Genomic DNA, 17,167 nt, shown 5'->3' on the forward strand with positions numbered 1-17,167 from the left:
GGCTACGCTGTGCCCATGGAAACAAGATGGCTCGACCCGACCGAGCGTGAGGCGTGGCTGCGGTTGGTGGCCGTGGTCGAGCTGTTGCCCGGTGTCCTGGACGGACAGCTGCGCTCGTCAGCCGGGTTGACGCACTTCGAGTACTTCGTGCTCGCGATGTTGTCGGAGGCGCCCGAGCGCACGATGCGGATGACGTCGCTGGCGCAGCGCACGAACGCGACCCTTCCTCGGCTGTCGCACGTCGTTCGACGGCTCGAGGAACGCCGCCTCGTCGAGCGGGTGCCGTGTCCTGAGGACGGCCGGGCTACCAACGCGCTGCTCACGGAGGCAGGATGGGATGTCGTGGTCGGCGCGGCTCCCGGGCATGTGGACACCGTGCGGGCCTCTGTCGTGGACGCCCTCTCTCGCTCGCAGCTCGAGCAGCTCCGTGACATCGGCGATGCGCTGCTGGCCAGGCTCGACCCCGACGGGCGGATGTCCGCGCTGTACGACCCCGAGCGCGACACTGAGCGCCCCGTCCCGGACCGTCACGGGGCGCCGCGCGGCTCCTGATGGTCTGACGCCACACGGTCGAGGTCGTTGACGACGAGCAGCTCTTCACGGACCTGCCCGGCACGGATCGACGCGCGCCCCATCATGTGGTTGGCGACCGGGGTGGTGAGCAGCTGGAAGAGAGCTACCAGCACGAGGATGCCGATCGCCCCAGGCTCCCGGAGTCGGAAGCCCAGTCCGATCAGGACGAGCCACAGCCCGAGCACCTGAGGCTTGGTGGCAGCGTGCATCCGGCTGAGCAGGTCGGGGAGCCGAAGGATGCCGATCGCGGCGATCAGTGCCAGGAACGCGCCGACGAGGAAGCAGGCGCCAGCGATGGCGTCGGCCGCCTGTGCCCAGCTCATGGCCGCTCCGCGTCGATGTCGTCACTGCCATGGGTGAAGCGCGCGACGCCCACGGAGCCGACGAACCCGAGGAGCGTGAGCACCAACAGGACAGGCAAGGTGTGGATGTGCCGGTTCAGTGCAGCCTCGAGCGCAAGAGCGCAGATGGCGATGGCTACGAGCATGTCGAGCGCAACTGCTCGGTCCAGCAACGTCGGACCCTTGGTCATCCGCGCGACGGTGCACACCGCCGCGACCGTCAGGATCACCGCGCAGACGAGGAGTACGACGGTCATGGATGCTCGCCTTCGCTCGAGGGGAGTGTGTGGCCGAGGTGGTCCACTCGGCTACCGAGGGCCTTGACCACTCGGGCCTCCTGGTCGAGAACGCCCTGACGGAAGCGCTCCACCCCGGCGGCGTCGCCGACGTCGAGCACGTGCAGGAACAGGGTGTGGGTGGAACGCCTGGCCTCCACGACCAGGCTGCCGGGAATCAGGCACGTCATCTCCGCCACCAGGGTCAGGACGAAGTCGGACGGTGTGCGCAGCTTCACCTCCACGACCGCGTTGCGGAGCGGACGTCCCGGGCGGAGCACCACCCACGCGACCTGGACGCTCGACGTGACGACGTCGGCGACGAACCGTGCGACCAGCCAGGAGAGGGGCAGGAGGCGGATGCGGACGTCTAGTCGCAGCGGCGGAAGCGGGAACACGAGGGAGGAGATGCAGGCGACGACGAAACCTCCCGTGATCGTCACCAGCGAGACCTGGCCCCAGAGCACGACCCAGACCACGGTGAGCCAGACCAGCATGGGTGGCTGGAGCGCTCGGTGACGCGTCGGCCGGACCTGACCGTCGCGACGTGTCCTCAGCCGGGGGCTCATCGCCTGCCTCCGTCGAGGACTGCGTCCAGGTACGGCGATCGTCGCACGAGGTCCTCGGCGGTGCGGTCGGTGTAGTCGAACAGCGGACCGGCTACGAGGGTGAACACCAGGCTGAACGCGACCAGGGCAGCTGTGGGCAGCACCATCGAGGGAGGCAGACTGTCAGGGAGCTTGTCGTCGCGCAGCAGCTGGTAGAGGTCGCGGTCGGGTTCGTCGTCGTCGCGCACGCGTCGTGCTTCCTCGAGGTCGAGGGGGGCGTACGCCGTGCCGCCGACGTGCACGTGGCCACGGTGGCCCACCATCGCGACCGAGGGGTGCTGGGTGTCGGCCTTCTCGCCCGGGTTGGGCAGCGCCTGCGCGGTCTCGTGGGCCTGTTCCGGGGTGCGCCAGAAGGCGATGGTCCACGTCTTTGCGACGGCGTAGAGGGTGAGGAGGCTGGTGACGACGCCTCCGACGACGAGGGTGACGGACAGGGGAGTGCCGACGTCGAGGCCTGCCTGCAGCAGGCCCACCTTGCCCAGGAACCCGGACATGGGTGGGATTCCTGCAAGGTTCATCGCTGGCACGAAGAACAGGATGCCGAGGACGGGCGCGAGTCGTGCCAGACCACCGAGGCGGAGCAGTGCGGTGCTGCCGGCGCGGCGCTCGACCAGGCCCACGACCAGGAAGAGCGCGGTCTGGATCGTGATGTGGTGGGCGACGTAGAAGACGGCTCCGGAGATGCCGGCCTGTGTGGCGAGACCGATGCCGAAGATCATGTAGCCGATGTGGCTGACCAGGGTGAAGGAGAGCATTCGCTTGATGTCGGACTGGGCGATGGCCCCCAGGATGCCGATGACCATCGTGATCAGGGCAGCCCACAGCAGGAGGTCGGTGAGCGGGCTGTCGGGAAACAGCAGCGTCTGCATGCGCAGGATGGCGTAGACCCCCACCTTCGTGAGCAGGCCTGCGAACACGGCCGTCACCGGTGCGGGGGCCGTCGGGTAGCTGTCGGGGAGCCACAAGGAAAGTGGGAACAGAGCCGCCTTGACCGAGAAGGTCACCAGGAGGAGGAGCTGCAGGGTCAGGCTCACGGCATCGGGAAGACCCTCGATGCGCTCGGCGAGCTGTGCGAGGTTGAGGCTCCCGGTGGCGGCGTAGACCGCTGCGATGGAGATCAGGAACAGCGACGACGACAGCATGTTCACGACGACGTAGATCGTCCCGGCCCGAATCCTCGTCGCGGTGCCGCCCAGGGTGAGCAGCACGTAGCTGGCGAAGAGCAGCATCTCGAAGCTGACGAAGAGGTTGAAGAGGTCGCCGGCGAGGAATGCGTTGGAGACGCCGGCGACCAGCACGAGGAACGTGGGGTGGTAGATCGAGACGGGGGCCTCGCTTTCGTCGCCGGTCATGTTCTGGCCGACCGAGTATGCGAACACCACGAGCGTGACCACGGCCGACACCAGCAGCATCAGGGCGGAGAGGCGGTCGGCGACCAGGCTGATGCCCAGCGGCGGGGTCCACGCCCCCAGCCACGCGACCTGGACGCCGCGGCGGTCGGCCCGGACCAGCAGGACCGCGGCAACCGTGACCACGCCGATGAGCACGGAGAAGCTGACGAGCCGCTGGGCCCGTGGACGCCCTGACAGCATGAGTGCTGCGCCGGCCCCCAGGAGGGGAAGGATCACCGGGAGCGGGACGAGGAGGCTCATCGAGCTGCTCACGCTTCCTCCTCGACGCGGGGGTCGTCGTCCCCGCCGCCGGTGGCGAGGTCGTGGCTGTCGGAGGCCTCGTCGGCCGCCGCCAGGCGGCGGATCGATGCGTCCTCCACGTCGTCCTGCACGTCGTCGTTCGAGTTGAGCTGCCAGCTGCGGTGAGCCATGGCCAGCAGGAACGCCGTCGTGCCGAGCGCGATGACGATGGCGGTCAGGACGAGGGCCTGGGGGAGGGGGTCCGACATGGTGGAAGGGGGCGTGGTCCCCTCGATCGGGGCGTTGCCGGCGCGTCCGCCGGCGATGAGGAAGAGGAGGTTGATGCCGTTGCCCATGACCAGGAGCCCGACAAGAACCCGGGTCAGGCTGCGCTCGAGGACGAGGTACACCCCGCAGCCGATCAGTGTGGAGGCAGTGACGATGAGCGTGAGGTTCGTGCTCACAGGGCGGCCGCCTGCTCTGCATCCCGCTCGTCGCGGAGGATCTGCCGGTCGATCCTGGAGCCGAGGGCGCGCAGCAGGTCCAGCACGAGTCCGACGACCACGAGGTAGACGCCGATGTCGAAGATGGTCGAGGTGACCAGGTGCAGGTTGCCCAGCAGCGGGAGAGCCACGTCGACCTGTGCGCTCTGGAAGACCGTGCCGCCGAAGGCGAGGGGAGCCAGGCCGGACAGTGCTGCGATGAACAGCCCGGTGCCCATGAGCACACCGGCGTCGATCGGCGCGGCCTCGTCGAGCTCGTAGCGGCCGCCGGCGAGGTAGCGGACCATGAGTGCCAGCCCGGTGACCATCCCTGCGGCGAACCCGCCACCGGGGTTGTTGTGCCCGGCGAGGAGCAGGTAAAGAGCGAAGACGATGAGCACGGGGAACAACAGCCTGGCCACGACCTCGAAGATGATCGATCGTCGGTCGGGTGGCAGCGTCCGGGGGCCGGGCAGCCAGACCCGTCGTCCCGCATCGGTGGAGATCTTGACCACCGACGGCGGGAGCGGAATCTCGTGGACCCGTCTGATCCCTGCGCTGCGGGTGTCGAGGAACAGCAGGCTCGCCACGCCGGTCGCGGCCGCGACGAGCACCGAGATCTCGCCGAAGGTGTCCCACGCCCTGATGTCGACCAGGATCACGTTGACGATGTTGTGGCCGCCGCCGAGCTCCACGGCTTGCTCGGGGTAGGGCGTCGAGACGGGTTCCGCCGTTCGAGCCCCGGTCGTGACCAGCATGACCAGGCCGACGACAGACCCGACGGCCGCGCCCAGCGCCATCCTCAGGTAGCGCCGGGGCGACAGCGGCCGGTCGGTGAAGTAGTCCGGGAGCCTGCGCAGCACCAGCACGAAGACGACCAGGCTGGTCGTCTCCACCAGGACCTGGGTCAGGGCCAGGTCCGGTGCGCCGTGGAGGGCGAACAACATGGCCGTCCCGTAGCCGGTGACACCGGCGAGCATCACGGCGCGCAGCCGCCTCCGTGAGCGGGTGGTGAACACGGCGGCCGCGATGATGACGGCCCCTGCTGCTGCCTGGGCCGGCGTGTCCCACAGCACGACGTCGAGAGGGCCGTCGAGTGCGGTGAACACGGCCGCGCCGGGCAGGAGCAGCACGATCGCAAGGATGACGACGAGGTAGGCGGCAACCGATCCGCGCTGGGTGAGGCCGGTCGTCTCCACCGCCAGCCGGTCGACGGTCCGCATGACCAGTCGGTAGCCGGCGTCTGCCGTCCAGGACCAGGAGGCTGCACCTTGGAGGCCAGCGACGTCCTTGCGTCGCACGAACATTCCCGAGCCGAGCAGCAGGGCAACGGCCGAGAACGCGAGCGGCAGCTCAAAGCCGTGCCACAGGGCAAGCTCGACGTCGTGCACCCCGCGCGGGAACTGAGCGGCATGCGGGGCAAGGGCGACGCTCAGCGCGCGCCCCGCGAAGCCCAGCCCCACGGTGAACACCGTCAGGACGACCGGGGCGAGCAGGAAGCCGGCCGGTGCCTGCGCGTACGGCGTGGGCTCCAGGTCGGGCTTCGAGCCGAAGGTCCCCCACAGGAAGCGCGCGGTGTAGGCGACGGTCAGCACCGAGCCGAGGATCACTCCGGCGAGGACCAGCCAGCCGACGAGGGAGGAGATGTCGGGGCGATCGCCGTCGCGAGCGACGTCGAGGAGGGACGCGAAGACACTCTCCTTGGCGACGAAGCCGAGCAGCGGCGGGAGCCCTGCCATCGACGCCCCGGCGACGAGGGCGGTGGCGAGCACCACGGGGGAGGCCCTGCCGATCCCGGAGAGGGCGCGGATGTCACGGGTGCCGGACTGGTGCTCGACGATGCCTACGACGAGGAACAGGGTCGCCTTGAACAGTGCGTGCCCGAGCAGCAGTGCCAGACCGGCGAGGGCCGTCGCCCTGGTGCCGATGCTGAACACGATGAGAAGGAATCCGAGCTGGCTCACCGTTCCGTAGGCGAGCAGCAGCTTCGCGTCGTACTGGCGCAGCGCCCGCCAGCCGCCGAGCAGCATGGTGCACACGCCGAGCGACAGCACGACCTCGTGCCAGCCCGGCGTTGCGGCGAACGCCGGTGCCAGGAGTGCGACCAGGTAGACGCCGGCCTTCACCATCGATGCCGCGTGCAGGTAGGCGCTGACCGGGGTAGGAGCCGCCATCGCACCCGGGAGCCAGAAGTGGAAGGGGACCAGGGCCGACTTGGAGAGCGCACCGACCAGGAGCAGGGCGATCGCCACCGTGACAGCCGGGCCCGCGGGCGGGTCCGCGAGCAGCTCGCTGATGCGGTACGTGCCTGCGACGTCACCGAGCACCAGCATTCCCACCAGCATGGCCAGCCCACCCAGGGTGGTCACGATCAACGCCTGCATGGCCGCCTGCCGGCTCGCGCGCCTGGTGGGATCACTGCCGATGAGGAGATAGGAGAAGACCGTGGTCAGCTCCCAGAACACATAGAGCACCAGCAGGTCGTCGCACAGCACGAGGCCGAGCATGGAGCCCGCAAAGGCGACGAAGGTCGCGGCGAAGGATGACAGGCCCACGTGGTCGTCCGGGAAGTACCAGGCGCAGTACGCCAGCACTACTGCCCCGACGCCGGTCACGATGAGTGCCATCAACCACTGCAGGGCTCCCAGCCGGAAAGCCAGATCCATGCCCAGGCTGGGAACCCACTCAACCGCCTCGACAACCGCGCTGCCCGCTCGCACCTCACCGGTGTGCCAGAGCATCCACGAGAAGCTGCCCAGGGGCACCAGCGCCAGCGCCAGGAACGCTCGCCGCCCCAGTCGCGTGACCATCGGCGCGGCCAGCAGGGCTGCGCCGACGTGCGCAGCGACGAGCGTGACCACGGGGCGCTCCTCCTCCCGGCTGTCGTACGAACCCACACTCTAGAGACATCGGGGTGTTGGCCCCCGGCGCGTCCGGCCCAGCTCAGCGTCGGGCTCTCGACCGTGCCTCGTCCTCGGTCATGGCAGCCCACATGAGGTCCACGCACCTGTCGATGAATCCGTCCGCGACGGCACCGCGTCGGACCAGCTCGCCCACGTAGGCCCCGATCAGCAGGCTGACCACCGTGTCCGGCTCCAGCCCCGGTCGGAGTGCGCCTGCGGCGATGTCGGAGCGGATCAGCTCGACCAACGCATCGGTGTAGGGAGTCAGGACGCCTCGGAACAGCTCGCTGAACTGCGGGTCGTCCTCCCTCAGGATCGTTGCCAGGCCTCCGGGGCCGAGCACGTCGGACATCTGGTGCCACGTCTGGTCCAGCGCCCACCGGATCCTGTCCCGCGGCGTCTCGCCGACCGGGTTCTCAGGAGGGACGATGACTGCCGACAGCGCCGCACGCAACACGTCCTCCCGGTCGGAGTAGCGGCGGTAGATGGTCGTCTTGGCGACGCCGGATGCCGCAGCGACGGCCTCGACGGTGACGCCGCGCGATCCTCCTGTGCGCAGGAGTCGCAGGGCAGCCTCGTGGATGCTGGCGTCCGTCTCCGCGCGACGGGGTCGCCCGGGTGCACCAGGGGTGGTGGGGGTCATGTGGCCTCTCCGTCGGAATAACTACGCTACGCGTAGCGTTATTCTACCAAACGACGGACTGAGGAGGGTGCTGTGAACGAGTTCCTGGCGTGGACGCTGCTGATCTCGCTCGTCGTCACGGTGACGGCTTTCCTGGTCGCCGGCGTCATCCACCTTGCGGTGGCGGCCGACCGATCCGACAACGAGACAGTGCCCGCGGAGGGCAGAGAAGGAGGGTGGACGACGTGATCGTCTACAACGAGCTGGTCGCACTCACAGCAGGGGCGGGCCTCCTGGGCTTCGCGGCCTTCCTGGCGCAGCTCATCAAGAACACGCGCATCGAGAGCGAGGGCTGGGCGGGATTCTTCGGGGTCACGGGTGTCCTGCTGCTCGCCCTGGGCATCCACACCACCGTGACGTGGCCGTTCGGAGGTGGCGGATTCGAGTACGCCAACATCGCCTTCGGCCAGCCCGCCGCGGCATTCGGAGCACTGCTGCTCTTCGCCGCCGTCTACCTGTGGCGCCACCGCGCGCTTTACGCGGGCGAGGTGGCGGAGGCCAACGCGGCGACCCTGGCAGCGTTCAAGCCGGTCGGGATCTTCGTCGGGGCACTCGGCTTGGCGATGGGAGTCCTGGCCATCACGTTCGTACGCTTCCAGCTCGGTGCGGCTCCGCCGGAAGAGCCGATCAGCGGTCGCTTCGGTCACCTTCCCCTCCTCGAGGCGCTGTTCCTCGGAGGCCTGTGGGGCATCGTCGCTGTCGGGGCGCTGCTGTTCGCGGGTGCACTCTGGACCGACCGGCCCCGGCTGCTCCGCTGGGCCGTGTGGGCCTGGATCATCGGCGGCACGGTGTTCCTGCTCTTCGGCGCGATGAACTTCTACACGCACATCGGCATGTACTACAACATCGAGCACGGCACCATGCACAAGTGGTGATCCGCCGGTGGCCCCGCAGCGGGTCGAGCCCCCCACCTGCACGTCAGGTGGGGGGCTCGTGGGCGTGTCGGTGCATGGCTACCGGGTACGGCGGCGAGGGAGGTTGCCGGAGGCCGCGAACGTGTACACAGCCGCGCCAGCGAGCAGTGCGATGAGCCACGTGAGCAGCACCCGAGCGGGACCGTCTTCTGTGAACCGGGCGACGACCGCGACCACGAGCGGGACGAGGATCGCGCAGGTGGCTGAGAGACGTAGGCGCCGTACCAGGGTCCGGCGACGGTCCGGTGCTCTACGGGCACGCACCTCCTGCGGCTCAGGTGCTGGGGAGCGCGTACCGCGGGGAATGAGCATGCTTGCGATGACGGTGGCTGGGTGCAGCGGACTGCTGGACATGTGTGTCTCCTTCTGTGTCCTTGCGGGTGGAACGCCGGCCTGCGCGAGGCAGGGACGCGCGGCCCGGCGCGTCGGGTGGTCAGCGCAGCGGGTCGAAGGCCAGCAGCTCCGGGGGCGTCGTGCCGGAGGCAATGCGGTGCGCGAGGAGCTTCCCGGTGAGCGGGCCGAGGGCGATGCCCCACATGCCGTGACCACCGGCAACGAACACAGCTGGGGCGTTGGTGCGCCCGATGAGGGGAAGACCATCTGCGGTGCACGGCCGAGATCCCACCCACTCGTCGCGGCGCTGATCGAGGTCGACCCCACTCAGGAGGGGTCGGGTGGCGTTGACGATCGCGTCGATGCGCCGCTGGTCGAGGGCGGCGTCCGGGGCACGGAACTCCATCATCCCGGCAACGCGCAGCCGTGGGCCCTCGGGCGACGAGATGGGAGTACAGGCCACGCGTTGGGTCGGGAAGTAGACCGGCGTCTGTGGGAGCTGGTCGCCGGTGACGCTGAACGAGTAGCCGCGGCCTGCCTGGACCGGTTGGCGTACTCCGAACCGGCGTGCCAGGTGTCCCACCCAGGCGCCGTTCGCGAGGACCACGTAGTCGAACCCGCTCTGGCCGTCGAGCGGCTCGCGGGTGGTGACGTAGGCGCCGCGGGCGGTCTCGCTGACGCGGTCGACGGTCGCGCCCTCGATGAGCCTTCCGCCGCGCGTGACGAACGAGGCGGCAAGCGCTGCGAGGAATGCGGGTGGGTCCAGGTAGCGCTGGTCGTGCAGGAGCACAGCCGAACCGACGGCATCCGACAGGGACGGCTCCACCACGCGCGCTTCGTCCCCGGACAGGAGGTCGTACTTCACGTCCTGTCCAGCGTCTCGGATGTGCTCGAGCTCCTGGACGATCGGTGCACGATCCTCGAGAGTGCGGAAACCAGCGACGAACGGGTGGGCCTCGTGGGTGGCGGACTCGACGCCGCCGGCGCTGAGCTCGTCGAATGCGGCCAGAGCGCCTCGATTCATCGGCGCGTAGGCCCGCATCCCGAGGCCCCATCGGCGGGAGGTGCTGTTGCGCGCGAACCCGGCGAGGAAGCGGAGCAGGCGCGGGTCGGGTCGCACCGGCAGGTAGACCGGTGACGAGGGGCGGCCGACCGCGCGGACGCCGTAGCCGAGGACTGCCGGCTCGGGCAGCGGGGCGGTCAGGGCGGGAGTGAGCCAGCCGGCGTTGCCCCAGGAGGACCCGGAGGCGACACGGTGGCGCTCGTAGACGGTGACGTGGAAGCCGTGCTCCTGCAGGAACCAGGCGGTGGACAGGCCCACCATTCCGGCTCCGACGACGGCGACGCGCTGAGACATGGGATCAACTTCCTGACTGGAGGGCGTGCTCAACGAGCACTGGGGTCGCAGGCCGGACAGGCCGCCTGCCAGGGCTCGCGCTGGAGGACGCCGCGGTGGATGGGCGTGCCGCAGTGGGTGCAGCGCCCGTAGGTGCCGTGGCGCACTCGGACGCGCGCGTCCCGGACCTGCTCGAGGATCCGCGCAACGATCCGTCGGTGCGCCTCGGCGACGACGTTGCTCGAGGCAACCGGAAGAGAGTCCAGCTGCGCCTGGCGTGCGTGCTCGATGCGCGCCAAGTGGTCGTCCACGCCAGCGGGAGTCGACGGCAGTCCGGAGTCGAGCTGCGGGAGTGCCACGAGCTGGGCGGTCGGGCCGGCGGCCCGGACGTCCCGGCCCGGTGCGGTCCTGGTCGCCACGGATGCGGTGGTTGCGGTGTGCGGTGGAGTCGTGAGGAGTGCAGAGATGTCAGTGGTCACGGTGCGGTCCTTGAGCGGCGCCACGCAGCCCGACGTCGGGCGCGTGAAGGAGCGGGCGCCGCTACGCGGTTCGCCCGGGGAGGGTCAGCTCAGTGGACGGGCGGGGCGCGGTCGACGCTGCGACGCAGGACGTCAAGACCACTCATGCCGCGGGCTTCCTCGCTCAGCTCGATGGCGAGCAGCGCGGCACCGGAGGGCACGTGGGAAGGCAGGTAGGAACAGTCAGCGGTCATCGCCGACCCGACCTCCATGAGTGCCTCCACGACTTTGACCCTAGCAACGTTCCTACGGAAAGCCAGTCGGCGAAGAGCTAGCCGGAACGCCGAGATCGTGCGCTGGTCCTCCGTCGTTGCGTCAGCCCATAGTCGTCGGGTCGGTGTTGGCCCCGCAGACGACGACGCACACCCGCTCGCCGTCGGCGGGTGACCAGGCACCGGACAGGAGGGCGGCGTACGCCGTCGCGGCACCGTGCTCGGAGGCGATGCGGTAGTCGGCCCAGAGCCGGCTCCGGGCCTCGAGGATCGCGTCCTCGCTGACCAGCACCGAGACCGGCGGCTCGGCCTGCTGCGCGGCGAAGGCGAGGTCGCCGACGCGGCGTGCTCCCAGCGAGTCCGCCGCGACGCCGGAGACCTCCACGTCGACGGGGTGCCCAGCCGCCATCGCGCGGTGGAGCGTCGGGCACGCCTCGGGCTCGACCGCGACGACGCGAGCGCGACCGTGTACGGCCGCAGCGACGCCCGCGTAGAGCCCACCGCCACCCACGGCGACGACGATCGTGTCGATCGACGGCTCGTCCTCGAGCACCTCCTCGGCCAGCGTCCCGGCGCCGGCCGCGACCTCGGGCTGGTCGTAGGCGTGCGCGAAGGCGGCTCCCTGCGCGTGCCCGAAGTCGACGGCGGCAGCGAGCGCCTCGGCGTACTCCGCACCCGCCCGCACGACCTCGGCACCGTAGGCGCGGATCCGCTGCACCTTGACCTCCGGTGCCGGCTCCGGCACGAAGACCGTGGCCCGGACGCCGAGTGCGCGGGCCGCGAAGGCGTGGGCGAGCCCGGCGTTGCCGCCCGACGCCACGACGATGCCGGCGACGCCCAGCTCACCGCGCTCGAGGGCCGCGAGCTGTCGGTTGAAGGCGCCGCGGGTCTTGAACACGCCGCAGTGCTGGAGGTGCTCCAGCTTGAGCCACACGTCGTCGGCTCCGAACGGGGCGAGCAGAGGAGTACGCCGGACGCGACCCTCGATGCGGTCGCGGGCGGCCAGCACGTCGTCGCGGGTGATCACGCGACCAGTATCGCCAGTCAGCGGATGGTCAGCGTCGCCGCGGTCACGCAGACGACCGCGCACATCGAGCCCCAGCCGGCGAGCTTGAGCAGGGGCACCTGCAGCCCGGCCGAGCGGCAGCGCTGGAGCCAGAGCAGGGTGGCGAGGGAGGCCCACGGCGTGACCAGGGCGCCGGTATTGACGCCGACCAGCGTCGCCACGAGGCGGCGTACGTCCCCGGCGGCGGACGGCTCGACGAGGAGGTAGGCCGGCAGGTTGTTGACGAGGTTGGCCGCCACCGCGGACGCGCCGGACAGGTGCAGCAGGTCGAGCGGACGGGTCCCGGTCCCGACGGCCGGTGCCAGCCAGTCGAGCAGTCCCTCGGCCTGGGCGGCGCGCAGCAGTCCGGCGACGAGCACGAAGGCGCCCGCCATCAGCCACGGTGGTCGCACCTCGCGCAGCAGGCCCGGCGCTCGCCACAGCGTCGCGGCGAGCAGCACCGCCGCCGCCGCCACGGACACGACGGCCGGCTCCAGCCCGACGGCGAACAGCGGACCGATTGCCAGCGACACGACGCCGGCGATGATCAGGAGCGTCCGATCGTGCGGGTCGGCGGGCGGGTCGACGGCGTACGTCCCGCGCAGCGACCTGCGCTGGAGGATCGCGATCAGCACGAGCGTCGCGACGATGGCTGTCACCGCGGGCAGGGCCGCGGTGCGGACGTAGTCGCCGTGACCGGCGCCGAGGTCCTCGAAGCGGTGCACGGCCAGGAGGTTGGTCAGGTTCGAGACGGGAAGCAGGAGCGACCCGGTGTTGGCGATCCAGAGCGTCGTGAGTGCGAAGGGCATCGGCGCGATCCCGGTCTGCTGCGCGATCGCAAGGCCGACCGGCGTGAGGAGCACGGCCGTCGTGTCGAGGCTCATCACGATCGTGCTGACGACGGCGAGGGCCGCGAAGAGCAGCCAGAGCAGCACCACGCGGTGCCGTGCCCGGCGTGCCATCGCGTGCGCGGCGACGTCGAAGACGCCGGCCAGCTGGGCGATCTCGGCCGTCACCGTGATCGCCAGCAGGAACACCGCGACCGGCAGGACCTGGACGACGACAGGGTGGAGGACCTCGGACACGCCGGACATCATGGCAAGGCAGGGCGGCGGGTCAGGGAGCGGTGTCGGTCACCGGCTCGGGCAGGGGGCCGAACTCCTGGTTGCAGGTCCAGCCGGCGCAGGTGACCAGCTCGGTCCGGCGCAGCTCGAGGGAGGAGCGCACGGCGGCGTAGGCCGGGTCGTCGATGAGGTTGAACTGCTCGTCGGGGTCGAGGAGCCGGTCGTAGAGGAAGCCGTCGGCGCCGTCGGTGCCGTAGAGGTAGCGATCGGTGCGTACGCCGCGGTGCGACCACCCGTCGCCGAGGGTCCGGCCGGTCTGGATCAGCGTCGTGTCGCGGAAGACCTGGTCCTCGCCGAACAGCGTCGGCATCAGCGACGTCCCGTCGACCTGCCACTGCGGCGAGACGCCGGTCAGCTCGGCGAACGTCACGGGGAGGTCGACCAGCGTGACCGGCAGGTCCGAGGTCGAGCCGGGCGCGATGCCGGGGCCGCGCACGAGGAGCGGGACCTGGAGGGCCTCGTCGGTCAGCACGTCCTTGCCCACGAAGCGGTGCTCGCCGAGGGAGTAGCCGTTGTCGGAGGAGAAGACGATGTAGGTGTCGTCGAGCACGCCCTGCTCGTCGAGGGTCTCGACCAGCGAGCCGACCGCCCGGTCGACCGCCTGCAGCGACTGGAGCCGCGCGGTGTTCTCCGCAGCGATCTCGCTGCGGGAGGCGGGGGAGAGGTGGCGCAGGTAGGCCGGCTGGTCGCTGACGTCGGCCTCGTTGAACGCCGGGTCGTCGAACGACGACGGCGTCTCGTCGAGAAACTTTCCCTCGTCCTGCGTGGCGGCCAGCGGAAGGCTGCGCCCACCCTCCGGCGTGATCCGGTAGTGCGGCGCGAGGTGCCAGGCGTACAGCACGAAGGGGTCGCCCGATGCGGCGAAGTCGCGCACGGCGCGGTTGGCGTGGTCCTCGATGACCGACGTGACGTAGCTGTCCGTGTAGCGCTGCGGATCGCCGTCGCCCGTCATCGAGAAGTTCACGTAGTCGTAGACGCCGTGGGTCAGGGCGTCCCAGCGCGACCAGCCGGCCGGGCGGACGTCACGCGGGCCGTAGCCGTTGAGGAACTTCCCGACGAAGCCGGTGCGGTAGCCGTTGTCACGGAACCACGCGCTGGCCTCCTCGGCGGGGTCGAGTGCCTCGAAGCCGCCGTGGACGCCACGGTTGTGCTGGACGCCGTTGTTCTGGGCGTACTGCCCGGTCGCGAGCTGGGCGCGGGCGGGGCAGCAGAGCGGGTGTGGCGAGATCGCGTCGGTGAACTCCATGCCCTGGTCGGCCAGCAGGGCCCGGGTGATCGGCATGTGGTCGAGGTCGTCGTCGCGCATGTCGTCGGTGAGGACGAAGACGAGGTTGGGACGCGTCTCCTGCGGGGCCGAGCCCGGCTGCTGCGTGCCCTGCACCATCCGCACGGAGCCCGCACCGGAGGCGATCGAGCCGCCGTCGGCGGTGACCGTGGCGAGTGCGGCCACGAGGACCACGAGCAGTGCAGCCGTGATCGACTGTGCCCACACTCGCATCTGGTGAAATTCCTCGCCCCGGGGGACCGGAGCGGCCCGGATGACTCACCCCGATGTGTGGGTCACAGTAGGTGGCCGGGGGGCCCCTTCCCAAAGCGACACGACGACTGGGGCCAACGGGGCGCCGACCGGTACGCTGTGCCTTCGCCGACCTCCAGACAAAGGAACCCCCAGCAGCGCCATGGACGGTAGTCAAAGTCCCCGCACGACCGCACTGAACACCTGGTGCGCGTCGTGACCCCCCTCCTCCTGCTGCTCGTCTCGCTGGCCCTCGTGGCCGCCTGCGGCCTCTTCGTGGCCGCCGAGTTCTCCCTCGTCACGGTCGACCGCCCGAGCGTCGAGCGTGCCGCCGCCGACGGCGACGAGGGCGCGCGCGGCGTGCAGCTCGCGCTGCGGTCGCTGTCCACCCAGCTCTCCGGCGCCCAGGTCGGCATCACCGTGACCAACCTGGCGATCGGTTTCCTCGCCGAGCCCGCGATCTCCGACCTCATCGACGGCCCGCTGGCCTCGGCGGGCGTGCCGGACGGCGTGGTCACGCCCCTGTCCCTGGCGATCGGCCTGGCCCTGGGCACCGTCGTCACGATGATCTTCGGCGAGATGGTCCCCAAGAACCTCGCCATCGCCCGCCCGCTCGAGACCGCCCGCGCGACGCAGGGCTTCATGCGCGGCTTCACAGCGCTCACCCGAGGCCCGATCCGGGCGCTCAACGGCTCGGCCAACGCGATCGTGCGGCGCCTCGGCATCGAGCCCCAGGAGGAGCTGCGCTCGGCGCGCAGCTCGCAGGAGCTCGCCTCGCTGGTGCAACGGTCCGCCGACCAGGGCACCCTCGACGCCGACACCGCGGAGCTCGTCGAGCGCTCGGTCGAGTTCGGCACCCACACCGCCGGCGAGATCATGACGCCGCGCGTGCGGACCACGACCGTCGAGGAGGCCGACCGCGTCTCGTCGGTGATCGACCTCGCCCGCCAGACCGGCCACTCCCGCTTCCCGGTGCTCGACGCCGAGGACACCGTCGTCGGCACGGTCCACGTCAAGCACGCTGTCGCGGTGCCCGTCCACGAGCGCGCGACGACCCGCATCAAGCACGTGATGGTGCGCCCCGTCGTCGTGCCCGACAGCCTCCGGCTCGACCCGCTGCTCGCGCTGCTGCGCCAGGACGGCTTCCAGATGGCCATCGTCCTCGACGAGTACGGCGGCCACGCCGGGATCGTGACCCTCGAGGACGTCGTCGAGGAGATCGTGGGCGACATCTCCGACGAGCACGACCGCCTCGGGGCACGCATCCGGCAGCGCCGCGACGGCAGCTGGACGCTCTCGGGCCTGCTGCGCCCCGACGAGGTCGAGGACGCCACCGACATCGAGCTGCCCGACCACGAGGACTACGACACCGTCGCCGGCCTGGTCATGCGCGAGCTCGGCAAGATCCCCGAGCCGGGGGACCGCGTCGAGGTCCCGGTGCCCGACCGCGCCGACCCCCACGAGGTGCGCGAGCGGCTGGTGATGCTGACCGTCGAGCGGATGGACGGCCTGCGCATCGACCGGATCGACCTGCGTCTCGTCGCACCGGGCCCCGACGCCGACGCGACCGTCACGGCAGAGGGGGCCGGCCGATGAACGGCGACCTCCTCGGCGTCGGCCTCGCGGTCGTCCTGCTCGCCCTCAACGCGTTCTTCGTCGGCTCCGAGTTCGCCCTGCTCGCGGCCCGCCGCAGCCAGATCGAGCCGCGGGCCCAGGAGGGCTCGCGCGCCGCCCGGACCACCCTGCGGGCGATGGAGAACATCTCGCTCGTGATGGCGGGCGCCCAGCTCGGCATCACCGTCTGCTCGCTCGGCCTCGGCGCCATCGGCGAGCCTGCCGTGGCGCACCTGCTCGAGCCGGTCTTCCACGCCGCGCGTCTCCCCGAGGACCTGCTCCACCCGGTCTCGTTCGTGGTCGCGATGTCGATCGTGGTCTACCTCCACGTGGTCCTCGGCGAGATGGTCCCCAAGAACATCGCCCTCGCCGGCGCGGACCGCGCGGCACTGGTGCTGAGCCCGCCGATGATGGTCATCGTCACCGTGCTGCGCCCGGTCATCGCCGGGATGAACATGGCCGCCAACGGCGTCCTGCGACTGCTGCGGATCGAGCCCAAGGACGAGGTCCACTCGAGCTTCACGCGCGAGGAGGTCGCCGCCCTGGTCGAGGAGTCGCGCGGCGAGGGACTGATCGAGGCCGACGAGTACGACCGCCTCGCAGGCGCCCTCGGCTTCACCGAGAAGTCCGTCGAGTCGATCCTGATGACGCCCGACACCCTCGCGACCGTCGCGCCCGGCTCGACCGTGGCCGACGTCGAGGCGGTGTGCGCCGCGACCGGGTTCAGCCGGTTCCCGGTCGCAGCACCCGACGGCGAGCTCCTCGGCTACCTCCACATCAAGGACGCCCTCGAGTCCGACGACGACAAGCGCTCGCGAGTCATCGAGGACAAGTGGATCCGCCCGTTCGCGACCGTCCACCCCGGTGACCTGCTCCACGACGCCCTCGAGAGCCTGCAGGTCAAGGGCGCCCACATGGCCCGGGTCGTACGCCGCGACGGTGAGGTCGTCGGTCTCGTCACCCTCGAGGACGTGCTCGAGGAGCTGGTGGGCGAGATCCGCGACGCGGCGCACCATGACGTGCCGAGCGTCGACGCACGTTGATCCCACCGGTGCTGGAT

The 17,167-nt window shown here is 70.5% G+C and carries 18 protein-coding genes; 5 read left to right on the forward strand and 13 right to left on the reverse strand.

From position 1 onward, the window contains the following. Positions 1–15 precede the first annotated feature (15 nt). On the forward strand, positions 16–552 hold the full coding sequence (locus EUA06_RS09965) for a MarR family winged helix-turn-helix transcriptional regulator (protein WP_129475145.1): 537 nt from the start codon (positions 16–18) through the stop codon (positions 550–552). On the opposite strand, the gene mnhG is transcribed toward EUA06_RS09965, so the two are convergent. The 7 genes from mnhG to EUA06_RS10000 all read right to left on the reverse strand — a co-directional run bounded on the left by mnhG (position 528) and on the right by EUA06_RS10000 (position 7,456). Further along, positions 528–896 (reverse strand): monovalent cation/H(+) antiporter subunit G, encoded by a 369-nt coding sequence (gene mnhG, locus EUA06_RS09970; RefSeq protein ID WP_129475147.1) that lies wholly within the window; start codon positions 894–896, stop codon positions 528–530. The genes EUA06_RS09965 and mnhG overlap by 25 nt on opposite strands. Further along, positions 893–1,171: an MrpF/PhaF family protein gene (locus EUA06_RS09975; protein ID WP_129475149.1), complete on the reverse strand. Its 279-nt coding sequence runs from the start codon at positions 1,169–1,171 to the stop codon at positions 893–895. The genes mnhG and EUA06_RS09975 overlap by 4 nt, the downstream gene beginning before the upstream one ends. After that, positions 1,168–1,758 (reverse strand): Na+/H+ antiporter subunit E, encoded by a 591-nt coding sequence (locus EUA06_RS09980; RefSeq protein WP_129475151.1) that lies wholly within the window; start codon positions 1,756–1,758, stop codon positions 1,168–1,170. Before EUA06_RS09980 ends, EUA06_RS09975 begins: the two co-directional genes overlap by 4 nt. After that, the gene (locus tag EUA06_RS09985) at positions 1,755–3,461 is read right to left on the reverse strand and encodes a Na+/H+ antiporter subunit D (RefSeq protein WP_242498080.1); all 1,707 of its coding nucleotides are present in this window, start codon (positions 3,459–3,461) and stop codon (positions 1,755–1,757) included. Before EUA06_RS09985 ends, EUA06_RS09980 begins: the two co-directional genes overlap by 4 nt. Continuing rightward, positions 3,458–3,892 (reverse strand): Na(+)/H(+) antiporter subunit C, encoded by a 435-nt coding sequence (locus EUA06_RS09990; protein WP_129475153.1) that lies wholly within the window; start codon positions 3,890–3,892, stop codon positions 3,458–3,460. The genes EUA06_RS09985 and EUA06_RS09990 overlap by 4 nt, the downstream gene beginning before the upstream one ends. Then, positions 3,889–6,771 (reverse strand): Na+/H+ antiporter subunit A, encoded by a 2,883-nt coding sequence (locus EUA06_RS09995; protein ID WP_129475155.1) that lies wholly within the window; start codon positions 6,769–6,771, stop codon positions 3,889–3,891. Before EUA06_RS09995 ends, EUA06_RS09990 begins: the two co-directional genes overlap by 4 nt. A gap of 82 nt (positions 6,772–6,853) precedes the next feature. Next, entirely contained in the window at positions 6,854–7,456 is a 603-nt protein-coding gene (locus EUA06_RS10000) for a TetR/AcrR family transcriptional regulator (protein ID WP_129475157.1), read from the reverse strand. Positions 7,457–7,528: 72 nt separating this feature from the next. Here EUA06_RS10000 and EUA06_RS22385 point away from each other — a divergent pair, with 72 nt between their 5' ends. Together EUA06_RS22385 and EUA06_RS10005 are read left to right on the forward strand one after the other, a co-directional pair. Beyond that, on the forward strand, positions 7,529–7,684 hold the full coding sequence (locus EUA06_RS22385) for a hypothetical protein (protein ID WP_165354331.1): 156 nt from the start codon (positions 7,529–7,531) through the stop codon (positions 7,682–7,684). Beyond that, positions 7,672–8,370: a DUF981 domain-containing protein gene (locus tag EUA06_RS10005; protein WP_207208298.1), complete on the forward strand. Its 699-nt coding sequence runs from the start codon at positions 7,672–7,674 to the stop codon at positions 8,368–8,370. The genes EUA06_RS22385 and EUA06_RS10005 overlap by 13 nt, the downstream gene beginning before the upstream one ends. Before the next feature lie 472 nt (positions 8,371–8,842). On the opposite strand, the gene EUA06_RS10010 is transcribed toward EUA06_RS10005, so the two are convergent. The 6 genes from EUA06_RS10010 to EUA06_RS10030 all read right to left on the reverse strand — a co-directional run bounded on the left by EUA06_RS10010 (position 8,843) and on the right by EUA06_RS10030 (position 14,475). Next, positions 8,843–10,099: an NAD(P)/FAD-dependent oxidoreductase gene (locus EUA06_RS10010; RefSeq protein ID WP_129475161.1), complete on the reverse strand. Its 1,257-nt coding sequence runs from the start codon at positions 10,097–10,099 to the stop codon at positions 8,843–8,845. Between the two features lie 29 nt (positions 10,100–10,128). Then, positions 10,129–10,557 (reverse strand): hypothetical protein, encoded by a 429-nt coding sequence (locus EUA06_RS10015; protein WP_129475163.1) that lies wholly within the window; start codon positions 10,555–10,557, stop codon positions 10,129–10,131. Positions 10,558–10,646: 89 nt separating this feature from the next. Then, positions 10,647–10,820: a hypothetical protein gene (locus EUA06_RS22390; RefSeq protein WP_165354332.1), complete on the reverse strand. Its 174-nt coding sequence runs from the start codon at positions 10,818–10,820 to the stop codon at positions 10,647–10,649. Between the two features lie 91 nt (positions 10,821–10,911). Next, entirely contained in the window at positions 10,912–11,835 is a 924-nt protein-coding gene (locus EUA06_RS10020; RefSeq protein WP_129475165.1) for a threonine/serine dehydratase, read from the reverse strand. 17 nt (positions 11,836–11,852) lie between these two features. Next, entirely contained in the window at positions 11,853–12,950 is a 1,098-nt protein-coding gene (locus EUA06_RS10025; RefSeq protein WP_340640788.1) for an ArsB/NhaD family transporter, read from the reverse strand. A 19-nt stretch (positions 12,951–12,969) separates the two neighbouring features. Continuing rightward, complete coding sequence (locus tag EUA06_RS10030) at positions 12,970–14,475, reverse strand: sulfatase family protein (RefSeq protein WP_129475169.1); 1,506 nt, start codon at positions 14,473–14,475, stop codon at positions 12,970–12,972. A gap of 234 nt (positions 14,476–14,709) precedes the next feature. On the opposite strand from EUA06_RS10030, the gene EUA06_RS10035 reads away from it, so the two are divergent. Beyond that, on the forward strand, positions 14,710–16,089 hold the full coding sequence (locus EUA06_RS10035) for a hemolysin family protein (RefSeq protein ID WP_129475171.1): 1,380 nt from the start codon (positions 14,710–14,712) through the stop codon (positions 16,087–16,089). Further along, positions 16,086–17,150, forward strand: a complete 1,065-nt coding sequence (locus EUA06_RS10040) for a hemolysin family protein (RefSeq protein ID WP_129475172.1) — start codon at positions 16,086–16,088, stop codon at positions 17,148–17,150. Before EUA06_RS10035 ends, EUA06_RS10040 begins: the two co-directional genes overlap by 4 nt. The last annotated feature ends 17 nt before the right edge of the window (positions 17,151–17,167 follow it).

Source organism: Nocardioides glacieisoli, from assembly GCF_004137245.1.
Classification (GTDB): Bacteria; Actinomycetota; Actinomycetes; order Propionibacteriales; family Nocardioidaceae; genus Nocardioides; species Nocardioides glacieisoli.